Annotated in this window: 12 protein-coding genes, 1 tRNA gene and 1 pseudogene; 2 read left to right on the top strand and 12 right to left on the bottom strand. The window is 70.9% G+C overall.

Annotation, left to right across the window (positions count from 1 at the left end; all coding sequences use genetic code 11):
- Positions 1–128: 128 nt before the first annotated feature.
- From rho to AC02VZ_RS21510, 7 genes are all read right to left on the bottom strand, one after another.
- Positions 129–2,279: a transcription termination factor Rho gene (gene rho / locus AC02VZ_RS21540; RefSeq protein WP_476476158.1), complete on the bottom strand. Its 2,151-nt coding sequence runs from the start codon at positions 2,277–2,279 to the stop codon at positions 129–131.
- A 399-nt stretch (positions 2,280–2,678) separates the two neighbouring features.
- Positions 2,679–3,596 carry a homoserine kinase gene (gene thrB / locus AC02VZ_RS21535; RefSeq protein WP_432054238.1) on the bottom strand — a complete coding sequence of 306 codons (918 nt, stop codon included), beginning with the start codon at positions 3,594–3,596 and terminating at the stop codon, positions 2,679–2,681.
- Between the two features lie 922 nt (positions 3,597–4,518).
- Complete coding sequence (gene thrC, locus AC02VZ_RS21530) at positions 4,519–5,577, bottom strand: threonine synthase (RefSeq protein WP_476476157.1); 1,059 nt, start codon at positions 5,575–5,577, stop codon at positions 4,519–4,521.
- A gap of 6 nt (positions 5,578–5,583) precedes the next feature.
- On the bottom strand, positions 5,584–6,876 hold the full coding sequence (locus tag AC02VZ_RS21525) for a homoserine dehydrogenase (RefSeq protein ID WP_432054236.1): 1,293 nt from the start codon (positions 6,874–6,876) through the stop codon (positions 5,584–5,586).
- Between the two features lie 172 nt (positions 6,877–7,048).
- Positions 7,049–8,440 carry a diaminopimelate decarboxylase gene (gene lysA, locus AC02VZ_RS21520; RefSeq protein WP_432054235.1) on the bottom strand — a complete coding sequence of 464 codons (1,392 nt, stop codon included), beginning with the start codon at positions 8,438–8,440 and terminating at the stop codon, positions 7,049–7,051.
- Between the two features lie 15 nt (positions 8,441–8,455).
- Positions 8,456–9,604 (bottom strand): ArgS-related anticodon-binding protein NrtL, encoded by a 1,149-nt coding sequence (gene nrtL, locus AC02VZ_RS21515; protein WP_476476156.1) that lies wholly within the window; start codon positions 9,602–9,604, stop codon positions 8,456–8,458.
- Positions 9,605–10,000: 396 nt separating this feature from the next.
- On the bottom strand, positions 10,001–10,525 hold the full coding sequence (locus AC02VZ_RS21510; protein WP_432054280.1) for a response regulator: 525 nt from the start codon (positions 10,523–10,525) through the stop codon (positions 10,001–10,003).
- Between the two features lie 144 nt (positions 10,526–10,669).
- Here AC02VZ_RS21510 and AC02VZ_RS21505 point away from each other — a divergent pair.
- A tRNA-Arg gene (locus AC02VZ_RS21505) sits at positions 10,670–10,741 on the top strand.
- 698 nt (positions 10,742–11,439) lie between these two features.
- On the opposite strand, the gene AC02VZ_RS21500 is transcribed toward AC02VZ_RS21505, so the two are convergent.
- The 5 genes and pseudogenes from AC02VZ_RS21500 to AC02VZ_RS21480 all read right to left on the bottom strand — a co-directional run bounded on the left by AC02VZ_RS21500 (position 11,440) and on the right by AC02VZ_RS21480 (position 16,038).
- The gene (locus tag AC02VZ_RS21500; RefSeq protein ID WP_476476155.1) at positions 11,440–12,069 is read right to left on the bottom strand and encodes a DUF2637 domain-containing protein; all 630 of its coding nucleotides are present in this window, start codon (positions 12,067–12,069) and stop codon (positions 11,440–11,442) included.
- An 82-nt stretch (positions 12,070–12,151) separates the two neighbouring features.
- Positions 12,152–13,226, bottom strand: a pseudogene (locus AC02VZ_RS21495) (FtsK/SpoIIIE domain-containing protein); the annotation flags it as partial.
- A 63-nt stretch (positions 13,227–13,289) separates the two neighbouring features.
- Positions 13,290–14,470 (bottom strand): IS3 family transposase gene (locus AC02VZ_RS21490; RefSeq protein WP_476476154.1). Its coding sequence is split into 2 segments (ribosomal slippage): positions 13,290–14,183 and positions 14,186–14,470, totalling 1,179 coding nucleotides; the frame shifts between segments, so codons are not numbered across the junction.
- Positions 14,471–14,578: 108 nt separating this feature from the next.
- Positions 14,579–15,016, bottom strand: coding sequence for an ATP-binding protein (locus AC02VZ_RS21485; protein WP_476476153.1), 438 nt, complete (start codon positions 15,014–15,016; stop codon positions 14,579–14,581).
- Positions 15,017–15,297: 281 nt separating this feature from the next.
- Positions 15,298–16,038 carry a GntR family transcriptional regulator gene (locus AC02VZ_RS21480; RefSeq protein ID WP_242591644.1) on the bottom strand — a complete coding sequence of 247 codons (741 nt, stop codon included), beginning with the start codon at positions 16,036–16,038 and terminating at the stop codon, positions 15,298–15,300.
- 85 nt (positions 16,039–16,123) lie between these two features.
- Here AC02VZ_RS21480 and AC02VZ_RS21475 point away from each other — a divergent pair, with 85 nt between their 5' ends.
- The gene (locus AC02VZ_RS21475; protein ID WP_476476152.1) at positions 16,124–17,218 is read left to right on the top strand and encodes a DUF1152 domain-containing protein; all 1,095 of its coding nucleotides are present in this window, start codon (positions 16,124–16,126) and stop codon (positions 17,216–17,218) included.
- Positions 17,219–17,524: the final 306 nt, after the last annotated feature.

Below are 17,524 nucleotides of genomic sequence, written 5' to 3'. Positions count from 1 at the left end.
GGACCGGAAAGCGTGATCGCACTTCCACCCCCTCACACGCGAAGTGGCCGTCCTGCGAGCAGGACGGCCACTTCGGTGCGTTACGGCGGGCAGCCCGTTCCCCCATGGGGACGGGCTCCCGTCGGACGTCAGTCCCCGTTGCCGGGGGTCGGCGTCGTCTTCTGGATCTGCATGAGGAACTCGGCGTTCGACTTGGTCTGCTTCATCTTGTCGAGCAGCAGCTCGACCGCCTGCTGCTGGTCCAGGGCGTGCAGCACCCGGCGCAGCTTCCAGACGATGGCCAGTTCGTCCGGCGCCAGCAGGATCTCTTCCTTACGGGTACCGGACGCGTCGACGTCCACCGCGGGGAAGATGCGCTTGTCGGCGAGCTTGCGGTCCAGCTTGAGCTCGGCGTTGCCGGTGCCCTTGAACTCCTCGAAGATGACCTCGTCCATGCGGGACCCGGTGTCCACCAGGGCGGTGGCGAGGATGGTCAGCGAGCCGCCGTCCTCGATGTTGCGGGCCGCACCGAAGAACCGCTTCGGCGGGTACAGGGCGGTCGAGTCGACACCACCGGACAGGATGCGGCCGGAGGCCGGGGCGGCGAGGTTGTACGCACGGCCCAGGCGGGTGATCGAGTCGAGCAGCACGACGACGTCGTGACCCAGCTCCACCAGACGCTTGGCGCGCTCGATGGCGAGCTCGGCGACCGTGGTGTGGTCCTCGGCCGGGCGGTCGAAGGTCGAGGAGATGACCTCCCCCTTGACCGACCGCTGCATGTCGGTGACCTCTTCCGGACGCTCGTCGACGAGGACGACCATCAGGTGGCACTCGGGGTTGTTGTGGGTGATCGCGTTGGCGATCGCCTGCATGATCATGGTCTTGCCGGTCTTCGGCGGGGCCACGATCAGTCCGCGCTGGCCCTTGCCGATCGGCGACACGAGGTCGATGATCCGCGTGGTCAGCACGCCCGGGTCGGTCTCCAGGCGGAGCCGGTCCTGCGGGTACAGCGGGGTGAGCTTGTTGAACTCCGGTCGGCCGCGGCCGTGTTCGGGCGCCATGCCGTTGACGGAGTCGAGGCGGACCAGCGCGTTGAACTTCTCGCGCCGCTCGCCTTCCTTGGGCTGGCGGACCGCACCGGTGATGTGGTCGCCCTTGCGCAGGCCGTTCTTGCGGACCTGGGCGAGGGAGACGTACACGTCGTTCGGGCCGGGCAGGTAGCCGGAGGTGCGGATGAAGGCGTAGTTGTCGAGGATGTCCAGGATGCCCGCGACCGGGATCAGGACGTCGTCCTCGTTGATCTGCGGCTCCTGCACGTCGTCGCGGCCACGGCGGCCACGGCGGTCGCGGTAGCGGCCGCGACGGCCACGCCGGCCGCCCTCGAAGTCGTCGTCGTCGTGCTGACGGTCCTGCCGACCGCCGCCGCCCTGCTGGTTCTGGTTCTGACGGCCGCCCTGGCCGCCCTGGTTCTGCTGCTGGTCGTCGCCCTTGCCGCGGCGGTCCCCACGGTCGCTGCCGCGGTCGTTGCCCCGGTCGTTGCCGCGCTCCGCGCCACGGTCCCCGCGGTCGCGCCCGCGGTCCCGGCGGTCACGGCGGCGGGCCTCGCCGCCGTCGGCGTCCGACTTGGCGTCGCCCTGCGACTGCTGGCCCTGCTGCTGGTTCTGCTGCTGCGTCTGCTGGCCCTGCTGCTGCGCCGGGGCGTCGCCCTTCGGCTCGCTCTGCGGCTCGGCCTTGGGCTCGGAACGGGTGTCCGTCTTCGCGTCCGCGGCGACCGTGCCGGTCGCGGCGGGGGCGCCCGCCTCGGCGGTGGCGCGGCGACGGCGCCGCTCGGCGGGCGCCTCGGCGGCGGCCTGCTCGGCGGGGGCGTCGGCCTTCGGGGAGGGCTGGCCCGGGATGTCGATCTGCTGCTGGCCGGCGGTGGCGGCCTGCTCGGCGGGGGCCTCGGCGGGAGCGGCCGCGCTCTTCTCGGCGGCGGCTTCGTCCGTACGGGCACGGGAAGTGGCACGACGCTTGGGCTTGGCCTCGCTCTCGGCGGGCGCGTCGGCCTTGGCCGGGGCGCTGCCTCCGGCGGCCTGCGCCTCCTTGATGACCTCGATCAGCTGGCTCTTGCGCATGCGCGCGGTGCCCCTGATACCGAGGCCGGACGCGACCTGCTGCAGCTCGGCCAGCACCATGCCCTCGAGGCCGGTACCGCGGCGCCGCCGGGAGCCGGCACCGGTGGCAGGCGCGGAAGCGTCCGTGGCGGGCGCGGCAGCGGTCTCCTCGACACGTGCGCCCATCAGATCGGTGGTGTCGCTCACGAAGGGTCCTTCCCTGGAGCGGACGTCGGCCTGTCTGGCTCGGCGACCGGTTGTGCTGTCCGGCTTCGGTTCTTCTTCCGAGAACCGTGCCGGGGCGGTGGTCCGCCTCAGCGGCGGAAGAAATTTCTGGTGATGGCGCTACCTCGAGCCGTGGCACCTGGTGACACGTGGCGTGGTTGCACCGGTTCCGGAGCGAGCCCGGTGGGCCCTCGATGTCCGCGTACGACGTACTACTCGCGTACGTAGCAGAGAACACAGTGTGGCTTGGGGAGCTCCCGGAAGAATGTCTGTCCCGAACGGGGACACGAGGCACCTCGCCATGGTGGGGTCGGGTGCAGACTTGAGGTTAACACTACCGGATCCAACAAACATTCCCCCTCTCTTTGTCCGGCAACCGTGTCAGGTGGCGAGCGGCAGCACGCTCGCTCCGTGCTGGTCCAGGTCGAGCCGGTTGGCGGCCCAGTCGGGTCCGGCCAGGGCCTCGACCTTGTCGGCGGTCTCCGCGTCGGCCAGTGCCATGACGGTGGGACCGGCGCCCGAGATGACGGCCGGTACTCCGTCCGTCCGGAGCCGCTCCACCAGTGCGGCACTGTCCGGCATGGCCGGGGCGCGGTACTCCTGGTGCAGGCGGTCCTCGGTGGCGGGCAGCAGCAGCTCGGGGCGCCTGGTGAGGGCCTCGACGAGCAGGGCGGCACGGCCCGCGTTGGCGGCGGCGTCGACGTGCGGGACGGTGCGCGGGAGCAGGCCGCGCGCGGTTTCGGTGAGGACCGGCTTCCCGGGGACGAAAACCACCGGAACGACGGAATCGGCCGGGTCCATCCTGATCGCGCGGGCGGCGCCGGCGTCCATCCAGGACAGGGTGAAGCCGCCGAGCAGGCAGGCCGCGACGTTGTCGGGGTGGCCCTCCATCTCGGTGGCGAGTTCGAGCAGCGCGGTGTCGTCCAGTTTGGCGTCGGCGCCTATGGTCACGGCGCGGGCGGCGACGATTCCGGCGCAGATGGCGGCCGAGGAGGAGCCGAGACCGCGGCCGTGCGGGATGCGGTTGGCGCAGACGATCTCCAGGCCGCGGGGCTGCCCGCCGAGCACGTCGAAGGCGGTGCGCAGGGAGCGGACGAGCAGGTGCCTCTCGTCGCGCGGGAGGGTTTCGCTGCCCTCACCGGCGATGTCGATGTGCAGTCCCGAGTCGGCCACGCGGACGACCACGTCGTCGTACAGGCCCAGCGCCAGGCCGAAGGCGTCGAAGCCCGGGCCGAGATTGGCGCTGGTGGCGGGAACGCGCACCCGGACGGCGGCAGCGCGGAAGGCGGGACCGGCCATCGCTCGATGACTCTCCTTGAGCTGCGTGTCTGTCGAATGACATTCGATGACGTACGGAAACCGATGGGGGGACGCCGCCGACCGGGCTGGCCGGCCGCTTTGCCTGCCGTCCCGGGCCACGGGCCGGACCACGGGGACGACGCTGTACCGCGGCATATGCGGCGGGCGGGTTCTGTACAGCCTATCGAAGGAAGGTTCTGTGTCGACATAGGGCGCACGGGAGGCGCACGATGCGTGTCGAAAGCCCCCTGTGCCCCCTGCCCGGAACTTTCCCAGGTGGACGCCGATTTACTCCTGTGCGGGGACGGCAGTCCGGGGGCCGGTACCCGTGACGGATCGGGGCGCGTGGGGCGTGCGGGACTGTTCGGCGGCGCCCTGTGGGGCCGGGGCGGAGGGCGGCACGGCGCGGTGTGAAGGCTGCAAGGGGTGCGAGGGCGGGAGGGCTGCCGGAGCTCGTGTGGGGGGCCCGTGGAGCGGTCTCGGGTGGGGCGTGGGCTCCGGGCCGCCCGGTCCGGGCCTGCGCTTCCGACATGCGCTCCGGGTCTCCGGCGCGAGTGGACGCCGTCCGTGGCCGATCGGGGCCGATCGCGGCCGAAAGGGGCCGAAGGGGCGAGCGCGAGGCGGCGGTCCGGCCCGAACGCGCCAACACCGCCCGGAGCGCCCGCGCATGCCCTACGCGCCGCACTCCCGAGGGTGCGCGACGGGCGTCCGACGAGCGCGAGAGATCCACCGGCCCCGCGCCTCCGCCGGACGCTCACCCGGAAGCCGCACGCCCCAGAAGTCGCACGTCCCGGAAGTCGCACATCCCGGAGGCCGCTCCCGAAAGCCGCCTGCCGGGGGCACCCGCCGGCCGGGGGGCGGCCCGGCCCCGGAGGCCCGGGCCGCTCTCGAACCCGGTGCGCCTCCGAAGGCCGCACGCGCCTCAGACCAGGCCCAGCCGTTCCGCCGCCGTGGCGGCGTCGACCGGGACGGTGACCGGCTGCGGGGCGCCCGCGACGGCCCAGTCCGGGTCCTTCAGGCCGTTGCCGGTGACGGTGCACACGATGCGCTGCCCCGGGTCGACCTTCCCGTGCTCGGCGGCCTTCAGCAGACCGGCCACCGACGCGGCGGAAGCGGGCTCGACGAAGACGCCCTCCTGCGAGGCCAACAGCCGGTAGGCGCGCAGGATCTCACGGTCCGTCACCTCGTCGATCAGGCCGCCGGACTCGTCGCGCGCGTCGAGCGCGTACTGCCACGAGGCCGGGTTGCCGATGCGGATGGCGGTGGCGATGGTCGAGGGGTCCTTGACGACCTCGCCGCGCACGATCGGGGCGCTGCCGGATGCCTGGAAGCCCCACATGCGGGGGGTGCGGGTCGAGACGCCGTCGGCGGCGTACTCGCGGTACCCCTTCCAGTAGGCGGTGATGTTGCCCGCGTTGCCCACCGGCAGGACGTGGATGTCGGGGGCGTCGCCGAGCATGTCGACGATCTCGAACGCGGCGGTCTTCTGGCCCTCGATGCGGACCGGGTTGACCGAATTGACCAGCGCCACGGGGTAGTTGTCGCTGAGTCCGCGGGCGAGCGTGAGGCAGTCGTCGAAGTTGCCGTCGACCTGGAGGATCTTGGCGCCGTGCACCAGCGCCTGGCCCATCTTGCCGAGCGCGATCTTGCCCTGCGGCACGAGCACCGCCGACACCATGCCGGCGCGCACCCCGTAGGCGGCGGCCGAGGCGGAGGTGTTGCCGGTGGAGGCGCAGATGACGGCCTTGGCGCCCTCCTCCTTGGCCTTGGAGATGGCCATGGTCATGCCGCGGTCCTTGAAGGACCCGGTGGGGTTGGCGCCCTCGACCTTGAGGTGGACCTCGCAGCCGGTGCGCTCGGAGAGCACCTGCGCGGGCACGAGCGGCGTACCGCCCTCGCGGAGCGTCACGACCGGCGTGGTGTCCGATACCGGCAGCCGGTCCCGGTACTCCTCGATGATTCCGCGCCACTGGTGGGTCATTGCTGCCTACTCTCCTTCAACCCGCATGATGCTGGCGACACCGCGCACGGTGTCGAGATTGCGGAGCGCCTCGACCGTCCCGACGAGGGCCGCGTCGGACGCACGGTGGGTGACGACGACGAGGGAGGCCTCTCCGTCCTTGCCCTGCTGGCGGACCGTGTCGATCGAGACACCGTGCTCCGCGAACACGGTGGCGACCTGGGCGAGCACACCCGGTTTGTCCGCCACGTCCAGGCTGATGTGGTACCGCGTGACGACCTCGCCCATCGGCGAGACGGGCAGCGCGGCGTACGCGGACTCGCCCGGTCCGGTGGCGCCGTTGAGCCGGTTGCGGCACACCGCGACCAGGTCGCCGAGCACGGCGGACGCGGTCGGCGCGCCCCCCGCGCCGGGGCCGTAGAACATCAACTGCCCGGCGGCGTCCGACTCCACGAAGACCGCGTTGTACGCGCCGCGCACCGAGGCCAGCGGATGCGTCAGCGGGATCATGGCCGGATGCACGCGGGCGGTGACCGAGTTCCCGTCCGCCGCCCGCTCGCAGATCGCGAGCAGCTTGATGGTGCAGCCCATCTCCTTGGCGGAGGCGAAGTCCGCGGCGGTCACCTCGGTCATGCCCTCGCGGTACACGTCGTCCAGGCGCACGCGGGTGTGGAAGGCGATCCCGGCCAGGATGGCGGCCTTGGCGGCGGCGTCGAAGCCCTCCACGTCGGCGGTCGGGTCGGCCTCGGCGTAGCCGAGCGCGGTGGCCTCGTCGAGGGCCTCCTGGTAGCCGGCGCCGGTGGTGTCCATCTTGTCGAGGATGAAGTTGGTGGTGCCGTTGACGATGCCGAGCACCCGGTTGACCTTGTCCCCGGCAAGCGACTCGCGCAGCGGGCGGATCAGCGGGATGGCACCGGCGACGGCGGCCTCGTAGTAGAGGTCCTTGCCGTGCTCCTCGGCCGCGGCGTGCAGCGCGGCGCCGTCCTGGGCGAGCAGCGCCTTGTTCGCGGAGACGACGGACGCGCCATGCGCGAAGGCGGTGCTGATCAGGGAGCGGGCCGGCTCGATCCCGCCGATGACCTCGACGACCACGTCGAGGTCACCGCGTTTGACCAGAGCCGTGGCGTCGGTGGTGATCAGCTCGGGCGCGATGCCCTCGCGGACCCGGTCCGGGCGGCGCACGGCGACCCCGGCCAGTTCCACCGGGGCGCCGATACGGGCGGCGAGGTCGTCGGCGTGCGTCGTCATGATGCGCGCCACCTCTGAGCCGACCACTCCACAGCCCAGCAGCGCCACCTTCAGCGGACGCGTACGCATCATCCGACCTCGTTTCCTGATTACCGTCTCGGTTGCACCAGTCTCACTCACCGGACGGACGTTTCCGCCCTATGTCCGGATCGTGAGACATCTATTTCATTGTGGCGGCCCGGGAAACCGGAGATCTTCCGCCGCGCCGCCCCGTCCGCCACGTCGGCTCCGTCGGCTCCGTCGGCTATCCGACGTCCAGCCGGAGCAGGTCCTCCTCCGTCTCACGGCGCACGATCACCCGGGCGCCGCCGTCCTTCACGGCGACGACCGGCGGGCGCGGCACGTGGTTGTAGTTGCTGGCCATCGACCGGCAGTAGGCGCCCGTCGCCGGCACGGCGATCAGGTCCCCCGGGGCCAGGTCGGCCGGCAGGAATGCGTCCTTCACCACGATGTCACCGCTCTCGCAGTGCTTGCCGACGACCCGGCAGAGCATCGGCTCGGCGTCGGAGGTGCGGGAGACCAGGGCGACGCTGTACTCGGCGTCGTAGAGCGCGGTGCGGATGTTGTCCGACATCCCGCCGTCGACGGACACGTAGGTCCGCAGCCCGTCCAGCGGCTTGAGGGTGCCGACCTCGTACAGCGTGAACGCGGTCGGCCCGACGACGGCCCGCCCCGGCTCCACCGAGATCCGCGGCGTGGCCAGCCGCGCCGATTCGCACTCCCGGGTGACGATCTCGGTCAGCGCCTTCGCGATCTCGTGCGGCTCCCGCGGGTCGTCGTCGCTCGTGTACGCGATGCCGAGCCCGCCGCCGAGGTCGATCTCGGGCAGCTCGACCCCGTGCTCGTCGCGGATGTCCTTGAGCAGCCCGACGACACGGTGCGCGGCGACCTCGAACCCCGACATGTCGAAGATCTGCGACCCGATGTGCGAGTGGATCCCGATCAGCTCCAGCCCGTCGAGCTGCAACGCCCGCCGCACCGCCTCGGCGGCCTGCCCGCCCGCGAGCGGGATGCCGAACTTCTGGTCCTCGTGCGCGGTGGCGATGAACTCGTGGGTGTGCGCCTCGACGCCGACCGTGATCCGGATCTGCACCCGCTGCCGCCTGCCCAGCGACTGCGCGATGTGCGCCACCCGCACGATCTCCTGGAAGGAGTCGAGCACGATCCGCCCCACCCCGGCCTCCACGGCACGGCGGATCTCCTCCGGCGACTTGTTGTTGCCGTGGAAGGCGATCCGCTCGGCGGGCATCCCGGCGGACAGCGCGGTCGCCAGTTCCCCGCCGGAGCAGACGTCGAGGTTCAGTCCCTCCTCGTGCAGCCACCGCACCACGGCACGCGACAGGAACGCCTTGCCCGCGTAGAAGACGTCGGCGTCGTCCCCGAAGGCCGTGCGCCAGGCCCGTGCCCGGGCCCGGAAGTCCGTCTCGTCGAGGATGTAGGCGGGCGTGCCGAACTCCTCGGCCAGCCGCGTCGCGGGAATTCCGCCGACGGTGAGGACCCCGTCCTCGTTCCGGGTGACGGTCTCGGCCCACACCTTGGGGTCGAGGGCGTTGAGGTCGGCGGGCGGCGCGGAGTAGTGCCCCTCGGGGAGGACATCGGCGTAGCGGGGCCCGGCGGGGTGTGCGGAGCGGCTCATTCTTCGCGTGCTCTTTCAGAGGTGGTCGGGTGCGTCGATGCCGAGCAGGTCCAGGCCGCCGGCCAGCACCGCCCCGGCGGCTTCGGCGAGCGCGAGCCGGGCACGGTGGGCGGCCGAGGGTTTCTCCTCCCCAAGCGGCAGCACGGCCGGCAACAGCGGCATCACGGCATCGGCCACGGCGACGAGCTGCCGGGCCACCCGGTCGGGCGCCCGCTGCGCGGCAGCGGCGGCGAGGACACGGGGGTGGTCGCCGAGGAGCGCGAGAAGGGCTCGCTCGGCGCCCGCCTGCCCGGCCGCCTCCCCGGGCTCGGACGCGTACCCCAGATCGGCCGCGTTGCGCAGCAGGGAGCGGACCCGGGCGTGGGCGTACCGGACGCGGAACAGGGGGTTGCTCTCCCGCTGCAGAAGATGCACACCGGGCACGTCGGGCCGGTCGTGCGCCGCGGGCCACAGCAACGCCCAGCGGGCGGCGTCCCGGCCGAGGGCGAGGACGTCAGCGGGGGTGGGGGCGGGCACGGGGACGGGGGCGAGCGCAGACACGTCACCGTCGGGGGCGGGAAGCACATCGGGCACCCCGAGAACGGCGCTCCACTCCTGGGGCAGGCGGACGCCTTCGCCCTCGGCGTCACGGCCGGAGGAACCGGAAGGGCGGGAGACCTGCGCCCTGGGGGCGAGGTCGGTGGAGTGAGCGATGTGGGTGGGGTGAACGAGGCGGGCGTCGGCGCCCTGCGAGCGGAGGAGGCGGACGAGCACCTCGCCCTGGACGACGGCACGCACCTCCGACGGCACACCCAGCCGCACGACCTGCCCGCGGAGGGCGTCGCCCTCCCCGTACCGCGCCCCGACCGCCAGGATCTCGGCGACGAGGGCGACGGCGGCCGAGCCGCCCAGGCTGATGTTGAGGAACCCCGGCCCGGTGACGGCGACCTCACGGATCCCGCTCTGCCGGAGCAGCTGCGCCCGCAGGATGCCCGCGACGCGCTGTGGAGTCTGTCCGGCGGGCCGGGCGAGCTGCAGGGCGACACCGGTGGCGTAGTCCCCGCACCCCCCGCCCCCCGGCGGCGCGACCACCACCCGCTCGGGCACGGCCACCTCCAGCTCCCCCTCCTCGACAGCACGACGCACCGCGCGCAGCACGGTGCGGGAGAGCTCGACGGGGGTCACGGGACCAGCGTAGGCGAGGAGGGGGGTGGGTAGGCGAACCGGTTTGCGGTGATCCCGTCATGTGGACAGAGGCGCCCCTGCGGGCCCACCTGCCGGACCCGCGCACGACAGGCGGCCGACTGGATCAGCCGCCGGCGGACGGCCCACCGCCCCGGTCGTCGACTGACGGCCGACGGCCGACGACCGACAGCAGGCGGCCGACGGCAGGCGGCCGATGGCCGGGGCACACGCTCCCCACCCCTTGCCCTCTGCCTATGTCCCGCGTACCCACGCCCTCTGTCCCCGGCCCTCCGGGCGCACCGGGAGCGTCAGGCGCCGCGAGGAGCCAGCAGTCTCAGGAAGCCGGGAGCGTGAAGCATGCAGATCAGAGGATGCAGGGTGCACGGTGCCAGGTTTTCAGGCGTGCCCGGCAGCGCGTTGCGACCCGTCGGCCCCGTCGGGAACCCGCCCGAGCCGGTCCACCCCGGGCCGTTCGCCGGGACGCCCCCCGTCACGCCGGCCCGACTCGACCAACCGCCGCACGACGCGCACGAGCTCGGACGGCTCGAAGGGCTTGGCGAGGAAGGCGTCCACGCCGACGTCGAGCCCGCTCTCCACCTCATGGGGACTGCAGGCACTGACGATGGCGAGCGGAAGATCCCGGGTACGCGGATCCGACCGCAGCCGCGCCGCGGTCCGTATGCCGTCCAACCGCGGCATGACCACATCAAGGGTGACCGCGTCGGGCCGCACCTGATGGACGACTTCGAGACACTCGGCACCATCGGCCGCGGTCACGACCTCGATGCCCTCCAGCTCGAGATTGACCCTGATCAGCTGCCGGATGACCTTGTTGTCGTCCACAACAAGAACCCGGCCAGAAGCCCCTGGCACAACTCGAGAGTAGGTCCGCACCGACCACCGCGTCCGGCTTTTCCCCACTTCCACCCCGCACGAGCGAACCCGGCCCACCAGGCTGACCCGGACCCCGCCCCCGACCCCGGCCGACTCACGAAAAGGGGTTCATGACCACCCCTCCGGAACTGGTAGTGTTCTACCCGTCGCCGCGATCACCGCGCCCGACACGCCCCCGTAGCTCAGGGGATAGAGCAACGGCCTCCGGAGCCGTGTGCGCAGGTTCGAATCCTGCCGGGGGCACCCTGCATGAGGTGCCCAAAGACCCCGTCACCAGCGGAAACACTGAGAGCGGGGTCTTCGCGTATGTGCAGCCGTGCGCTGCTCGAAGCGGCCGTATGTCGAAGTCTGTGGACGAGGCGTGGACGGGATCTTGAAGCATCGCCGCAGGTGAGCCCTGGAGACTGCGAGCACTCGCAGGCGAATGCGGGCCTCTGCCCGGCGGGTGCCAAAGGGACCGCATGCCGTCGACGGGCAATGATAAGTGCACCCGCAGCAACCAACTCAAGGGAGAAAGCCGGGAGCACCAGCAGTCTGACAAAACGCCGATCTAGCTGGTTTGCGGCGTTACACTCCGTGCGTTGGCGACGAGCCACGGACCATGCGGAGGGGAAATGAGCGCGAGCGGGACCCGCACTTGTTCTTGGTGCGGCGAGGCAGGGCACGACAAGCGGACGTGCGATGTCTCTCACAACGCTGGGAAGTGCAGCGTGTGCAACTACCACGGGCACGACAAGCGCAACTGCCCGAACAAGTGAGGAAGCAGCAGCACAGGTAGGGCGGAGGGCGAACAAGGCCCCAGACGATGAGTCTGGGGCCTCAGTGTTAGGCCAGGACGCCTCACTCGTACTCGCGCAATAGGTCCTCGATTGTCGGGTCAGCTCGGCGGCGCGCTTCAGCGCGCGGAGCGTGGACGGTTGCACGGGGGAGAGTCCTCCGGGTCAGGTGAGTTGGGTGGAGAGGGCTTCGGCCAGCGGCAGCGGGACGCCGAGCCGGGCGCGAAGGGTCGAGGTGTCGATGGGCGTTCCGGTCCGGGGGCGGTGTTCGTCGGCGACCTTGCGCGCGAGCGTGACGAGCGCCGGCGGAACCGGGGGCGTGGAGGGCGGAGCCAATTCCGGCACCGCAGCAGGCAACTCGGTTGCAGAGGCAGGCGCTTCGGACGCCATAGGTTTCGGGGTTGACTCGCACTTCCTCGTCGAGGCGTCCGCGGTTGCTCCGTGGGCGAGCAGCGTCCCGCCCAGGAAAGCGACCGCAGGCCATCCGGCGACGAGGATGCGCAGCCAGTCCGGCACGTCGTTCAGGTCGAGCAGGCCGGCCGTGGCGACGTTGGCGCCGAGCGAGGCGGTCAGGGCGACGAGGAACCAGCACCACCCGGCCGCTTTCGCCTCACCGGAGCGCAGCCGCCGCCAGGCCGCGACCAACAGCAGGTCGACGGAGACCGGATAGGCCCACGCCTTCCAGCCGCCCTGCCCGGCGGCCAGCGCCAGATCATGCAGGTGGGCGAAGGACAGCGCGGCGGCGATCAGCGCTTGGACGAGTACGGCGTCGATGCGGACGGGCAGGGCACGCACGGCCCAGCTCCTTCCGGTTCCAGGCATGGAGGGGGTAGGGACGTGGCACGGGACGGCCGTTCCGGCCGTGGGCGGGGTGCGCTTATTCAGTGACCGGGCGAGCCGTGGCCACGGGCCCGGACGCCTCCACCGGCACCGGCGGAACGTACGGCCGGAAGGGGTGGAGCGCCGGTACGTCGGGGGCGAGGTCCGCCGTCGCGCGGCAGGTGGCCGCAGCGTCGGCGAGGCAGAGGTAGGGGGTGCGGATGCGGGACCAGCCGCCGGAGGTGTCGCCGACGACGGCCAGGCCGGGCAGCTCGGCGGCGATGGCGCAGGCCGCGAAGACGGCCTCAGGGGCGGTGTCGCCGAGCGCCATCCTGGCCGAGGCTTCATCGTTCACACGGTGGCAGACGCGGCCGGTGAGCTGAGCGCGGAGCATGGTCGCGCCCTTGCCCAGTTCGGAGCGGAGCGCTGTCCGCAAACTTCGAGGTAGATGCCAGCGGCCGGCCGAGTTGGGCGAGCCGGATGAGCTGGGTGACCATCTCGTCCCGCCGCTCCTTCTCCTTCCGCGTGGCGACGAGGAAGAGTTCGGCCACCTCGTCGATGAACAGCACGATCGGGGCCGGGCGTTCGTCCTTCGGCAGTCCCCCAAGACGTCCGAGGTGATCAGTTCTTCCGGAGTGCCGAGCGCGATGCCCTGCCGGGCCTTGATCAGGTCGTATCGGTCCTCCATTACCTTCACGAGCGCGGGAAGCAGCTCGGCCGCCTGGTCCGGGTCGGTCGCCAGGGCGGTGAGCCGGGGCGCGAAAGGCGCCAGCTCGACCCCGCGCTTGCAGTCGATGCCGACCAGGGCCACCGGCTGAGCAGCGAGCCCGGTCAGCAGGTTCCGCAAGTACGTGGACTTGCCCGAGAGCGTTGCGCCGAGCACCAGTTCATGCGGCACGGCCTGATAGTCCCGTACGAACGCGGTCGCGTCCTCTCGTAACGCCACCGGGATCCGAAGCGGGCCGACGGGGCATCCGCACCTTCCGCAGCACGTCGAAGCCGACAAGCCGTAGTTCGACAACGCCCGGCTTGACGTCCCGCACGTGGACGGCGTGGACGCCCCAGGCGTGCCGGAGGCGTTCGGCGGAGGCCGCCACGTCCGCCGGCTCCTGCCCCGGAGCCAGCCGCAGCTTGGCCAAGTCAACTGGTCAACCAGCCTAGCGAGGGACTGCTGCAGGGTTGGGTGACAGCGGGGTTTATGCAGCCAGGGCTGCGGCTGGGGTCATGATGGTCTCGTACTCGACGGGGGTCAATCGGGCCAGGCGTCTCTGACGCCGGCGTCGGTGGTAGGTGCGCTCGATCCAGGTGACGATGGCAATCCGCAGCTCCTGGCGGGTGGCCCAGGTGCGGCGGTCGAGGACGTTCTTCTGCAGCAGCGCGAAGAAGCTCTCCATGGCCGCGTTGTCGCCGGCCGCACCGACCCGGCCCATGGAGCCGACCATGTTGTGACGTGCGAGAACGGACACGAACTTCCGTGAGCGGAACTGCGACCCGCGATCGGAATGAACAGTGCATCCGGCGACCTGGCCGCGACGGGCCACCGCGGATTCAAGAGCTCTCACCGCGAGGCTGGACTTCATCCGGGCGTCGATGGAATAGCCCACGATGCGGCCGGAGTACACGTCCTTGACCGCGCACAGGTACAGCTTGCCCTCGCTGGTTGTGTGCTCGGTGATGTCCGTCAGCCACAACCGGTTCGGCCCGGCTGCGGTGAAGTCCCGCCGCACCAGATCATCATGGACAGGCGGCCCGGCCTTGGCGTTCTTCCCACGGCCCCTGCGCTTGCCGAACGCGCTCCACCAGCCGTTGTCCCGGCAGATCCGCCAGGCGGTCCGCTCGGCCATCGACTCACCGGCGGCCCGGGCCTCGTCGAGAAGGAAGCGGTGACCGAACTCGGGATCGTCGCGATGCGCGTCGAACAGGGCATGGGCCCGGTATGCCTCGGCGAGCTCGGAATCGGTGACCGGTGAGGCCAGCCACCGGTAGTAGGGCTGGCGGGCCAGCCCGAGCACCCGGCACGTCACCGCCACCGGCACCCGGTGAGGGGCAGCGGCGGCAGCCAGCTCGCGGACGAGCGGGTACATCATTTTGACGGCAGGTTCGCCTGCGACAGATACGCCGCAGCCCTCCGCAGAACCTCGTTCTCCTGCTCCAGCAGCCGGATGCGTTTGCGGGCCTCGCGCAGCTCGGCCGACTCACCCGACGCCGCTGCGGGCCTGGGGCCCTCGTCGGTGTCGGCGCGGCGCAGCCACTTCGACAACGTGATCGGGTGGACGCCGAAGTCGGCGGCGATCTGTTCCAGCGTGACGCCGGGCTCACGGTTGCGCGCGACCCGCACGACGTCCTCGCGGAACTCCTTCGGATACGGCTTGGGCACTGCAACATCCTTCCAGGCCGCCTCTCAGCAAGCCAGGTCAGGTGTCACTCATCCGTGCAGCAGTCCCCGACCACTTTCACAGTGGCATAGGAGAGGTGAGCTATCCCGTCACGCCGGCCAGGCATCAGCGACCACGAAGGAGACGACCGTTCCGCCGAAGTAGCTGGGCCCGGAGCGCCAGGAATCCGCGATGGAGTCGACCAGGAGCAGCCCGCGCCCGTGGGCGTCGTTCGCCTCCGGGTGCCGCAGCCGCACGTTCGCCGGGAAGCCCGGGTTGTGCACGTCGACGCGGAGCGAGGTTCCCTCGCGGTACCACTCGACCCGCACCAACCACGGGTCATCCGACTTCCCGTAGCAGATGGCGTTGGTCACCAGCTCCGAGATCATCAGCGTGCAGTCGTCGATCGAGCAGGCCGGGCTGTACGGGGCGATGAACTTCCGGAACCAGCGCCGCGCACGAGACACGGACTCAGGCTCCGGATGCAAGGTCATCGCTCCGAGCCGCGGCGAGTCCTCACAGGGGTGGCGGTCGATCGTGTAGGCCATGGCGTGCTCACTCCTTGCCGCTGCCGTCGCAGTCGAGGCAGCGCCGCTTCGACGTGGCACGGTCACGGTCGTTGGCCGTGGAGAGCGCCAGCGCCGTTCGGGAGCCGACACGCTTCCATCCACGCCCCCGACACCCCCGGCAAGCTAACCGCGCGCCCTGTACCGGCCGCCGACTCGTCACGTCGTGCCCCCTTCTCCTCAAGTGGCCTTGGCCACTTTCTGGATAGTGGCATTGGCCACTTGGGAGGTGCAAGCGGTTCGCCGGAACTGGCGAGTCGTCGTCAGGTGAGCGGGTAGCCCTGCTCGAACGCCCAGCGGTGCGGCGGGTAGGTGGCTTCGGCGAACTCCAGGGGACGGTCCTGGAGGTCAAAGACGACGTGATGGACGATGAGGACCGCGGACCCCGGCTCCAACCGCAGGTCGTCCGCCTCCTCATCCGTGGCAGCACGAGCGCACATCCGGTCTTCCGCGTAACTGCCTTGACGCCCCGTCATCCGCTCGACGTACATGAGCGTGCCTTCCTGGATCCGCTCGGGGTCCAGGAGCTTGGGTGCCCGCCGACCGACATCCGCAGCGAACCACGAAGTGGACAGGTTGATCGGGCCGTCCTGGTTGTTCGTCACCCGCCGGCGGTGCACGGCTCGGCGATCCTTCACCAGCCCCAGCGCCTCGACGACGTAGTCCGGAGCCTCCAGCCACCCGGTCGAGGTGATCACCGCGTACTCTCCGGGCGTGTAGATCTTCCCGGTCTGCCGGGCGCGCCCGTACAACTCCCGTGCACGCCGGTTCACTTCGAGGCTGCGCACGTACGTCCCCGAGCCCTGACGCTTCTCGACCAGGCCCTGATGACTCAGCGCCTCCAACGACCGCGCGGCCGTGGGCCGGGACACCTTCCAGTCCGCGGCGAGCTGCCGTTCCGAGGGAACCTCGTCCCCCGGCCGCAGGTCACCCCGAAGGATCTGGTCACGGATGTAGTGGGCGATCTGGAGATACTTCGGCTGGGCCTCTTCGATCTGCGGCATCTCCCCTCCCTTCCTCGTCCAAGTGGCTATGGCCTTTGGCCACTATAGGGTGAGTGGCCAACCCGTGAACCCGTACTCTGAGCGCATGACGCGGTTGATCGTCGCAGCAGGAGGAGGGGGCGACGCAGTCGCCGCCGCCATGCTTCACGCCGCCCTCTACGGCGACGAGGACCGGGCGGTGATCCTCACGTACGCGTGGGACCGCCTCCTGATCGACCCGCTCCCGGGACCACGGGGAGCCGACAGCTTCACGGGACTCGAACCCGTCACTCAGTCCGTCCGGTCGGTGCCGGCCGAGGCTCAGCCGATCGCCCCGGCGGGCTCCACACTCCCCCGACTCGCGGCAGAGCTCCCGCACACCCTGGCTCTGCTCGACCCGCACCACGGCGCCGAGGGCATCACCCGCCAACTCGAAGAGCTGGTGTCCCATCTGGCGCCAGCATCGATCGATCTGCTCGACGTCGGCGGCGACATCCTCGCCCAGGGCGACGAACCCACCCTCAAGAGCCCACTCGCCGACGCCCTCACGCTCGCCGCCTGCTGCCAGGTCAACGCCCCGATCCGGCTCCTGGTCGCAGGCCCCGGGCTGGACGGCGAGATCTCCCCCGACGACCTGCGCCCTCTATTCGGCACTCTTGTCCACACCTTCACGGCCGAGGACGTGGAGACGATCGGCAGCATCCTGGAATGGCACCCCTCAGAGGCCACCGCCATGCTCGCCGCAACAGCCCGAGGGACCCGCGGCATCTGCGAGGTGCGCGATGCCGGCCTTCCCGTCCCCCTCACCGACGAAGGACCCACGGTCCACGAAGTCGACCTGGACGACGCGGTCAGCCGCAACAGCCTGGCCCGCGCCATCATGACGACCGCCACCCTGGACGAGGCCGAGTCACACAGCCGCGAGATCTGCGGCTTCTCGGAGATCGACTACGAACGCAACAAGGCAGCATGGCTCACTGAGCGGCCACAGACGAAGCTGGACCCGGACGACACCCTGTCTCGGCTCGACCAGTTCCAGGGCGAAGCCCGAACCCGCGGAATCACTCACACGACGTTCCGCCACCTCACCGAGGCCCTGAACCTCAGCGGCTCTCACAGGGACGCCCTGCGCCAACTGCTCATCAGCAGCCGTCCGGAGCAGTACGCAGCTCCCTTGTGGCGCATCTCGTCCGTCGACTGAGTTACAACCTTCTTTACGGGTTCAAGCCCCGGCTGCGCTCCGCTCCGCCGGGCGCGCTTCCCGGCTCCGCTCCGGGCGCCGCTCCTGCCTTCGGCCCGCTCCGCCCGTGCTGCGCCGACGCGCGCCCTGGTGAGGGTTGGCCGGCGGCATGGGGTCAGGACACGTCGCGGCTGGGGCGGTCGGCTCCACGGCTTTTAGCCTCGTGCTTTCACGAGGTGGCCTGTCCAGTGGTTGATCAGAAACGCAGAAAGTGCCTCTGACCAGCAAGAATGAGGATTGTCGAGGTCCTTGTTCCTGCCACCGTCG

This window comes from Streptomyces sp. 3-6 (genome assembly GCF_056323165.1).
This window is presented reverse-complemented; position numbering and strand designations above follow the sequence as displayed.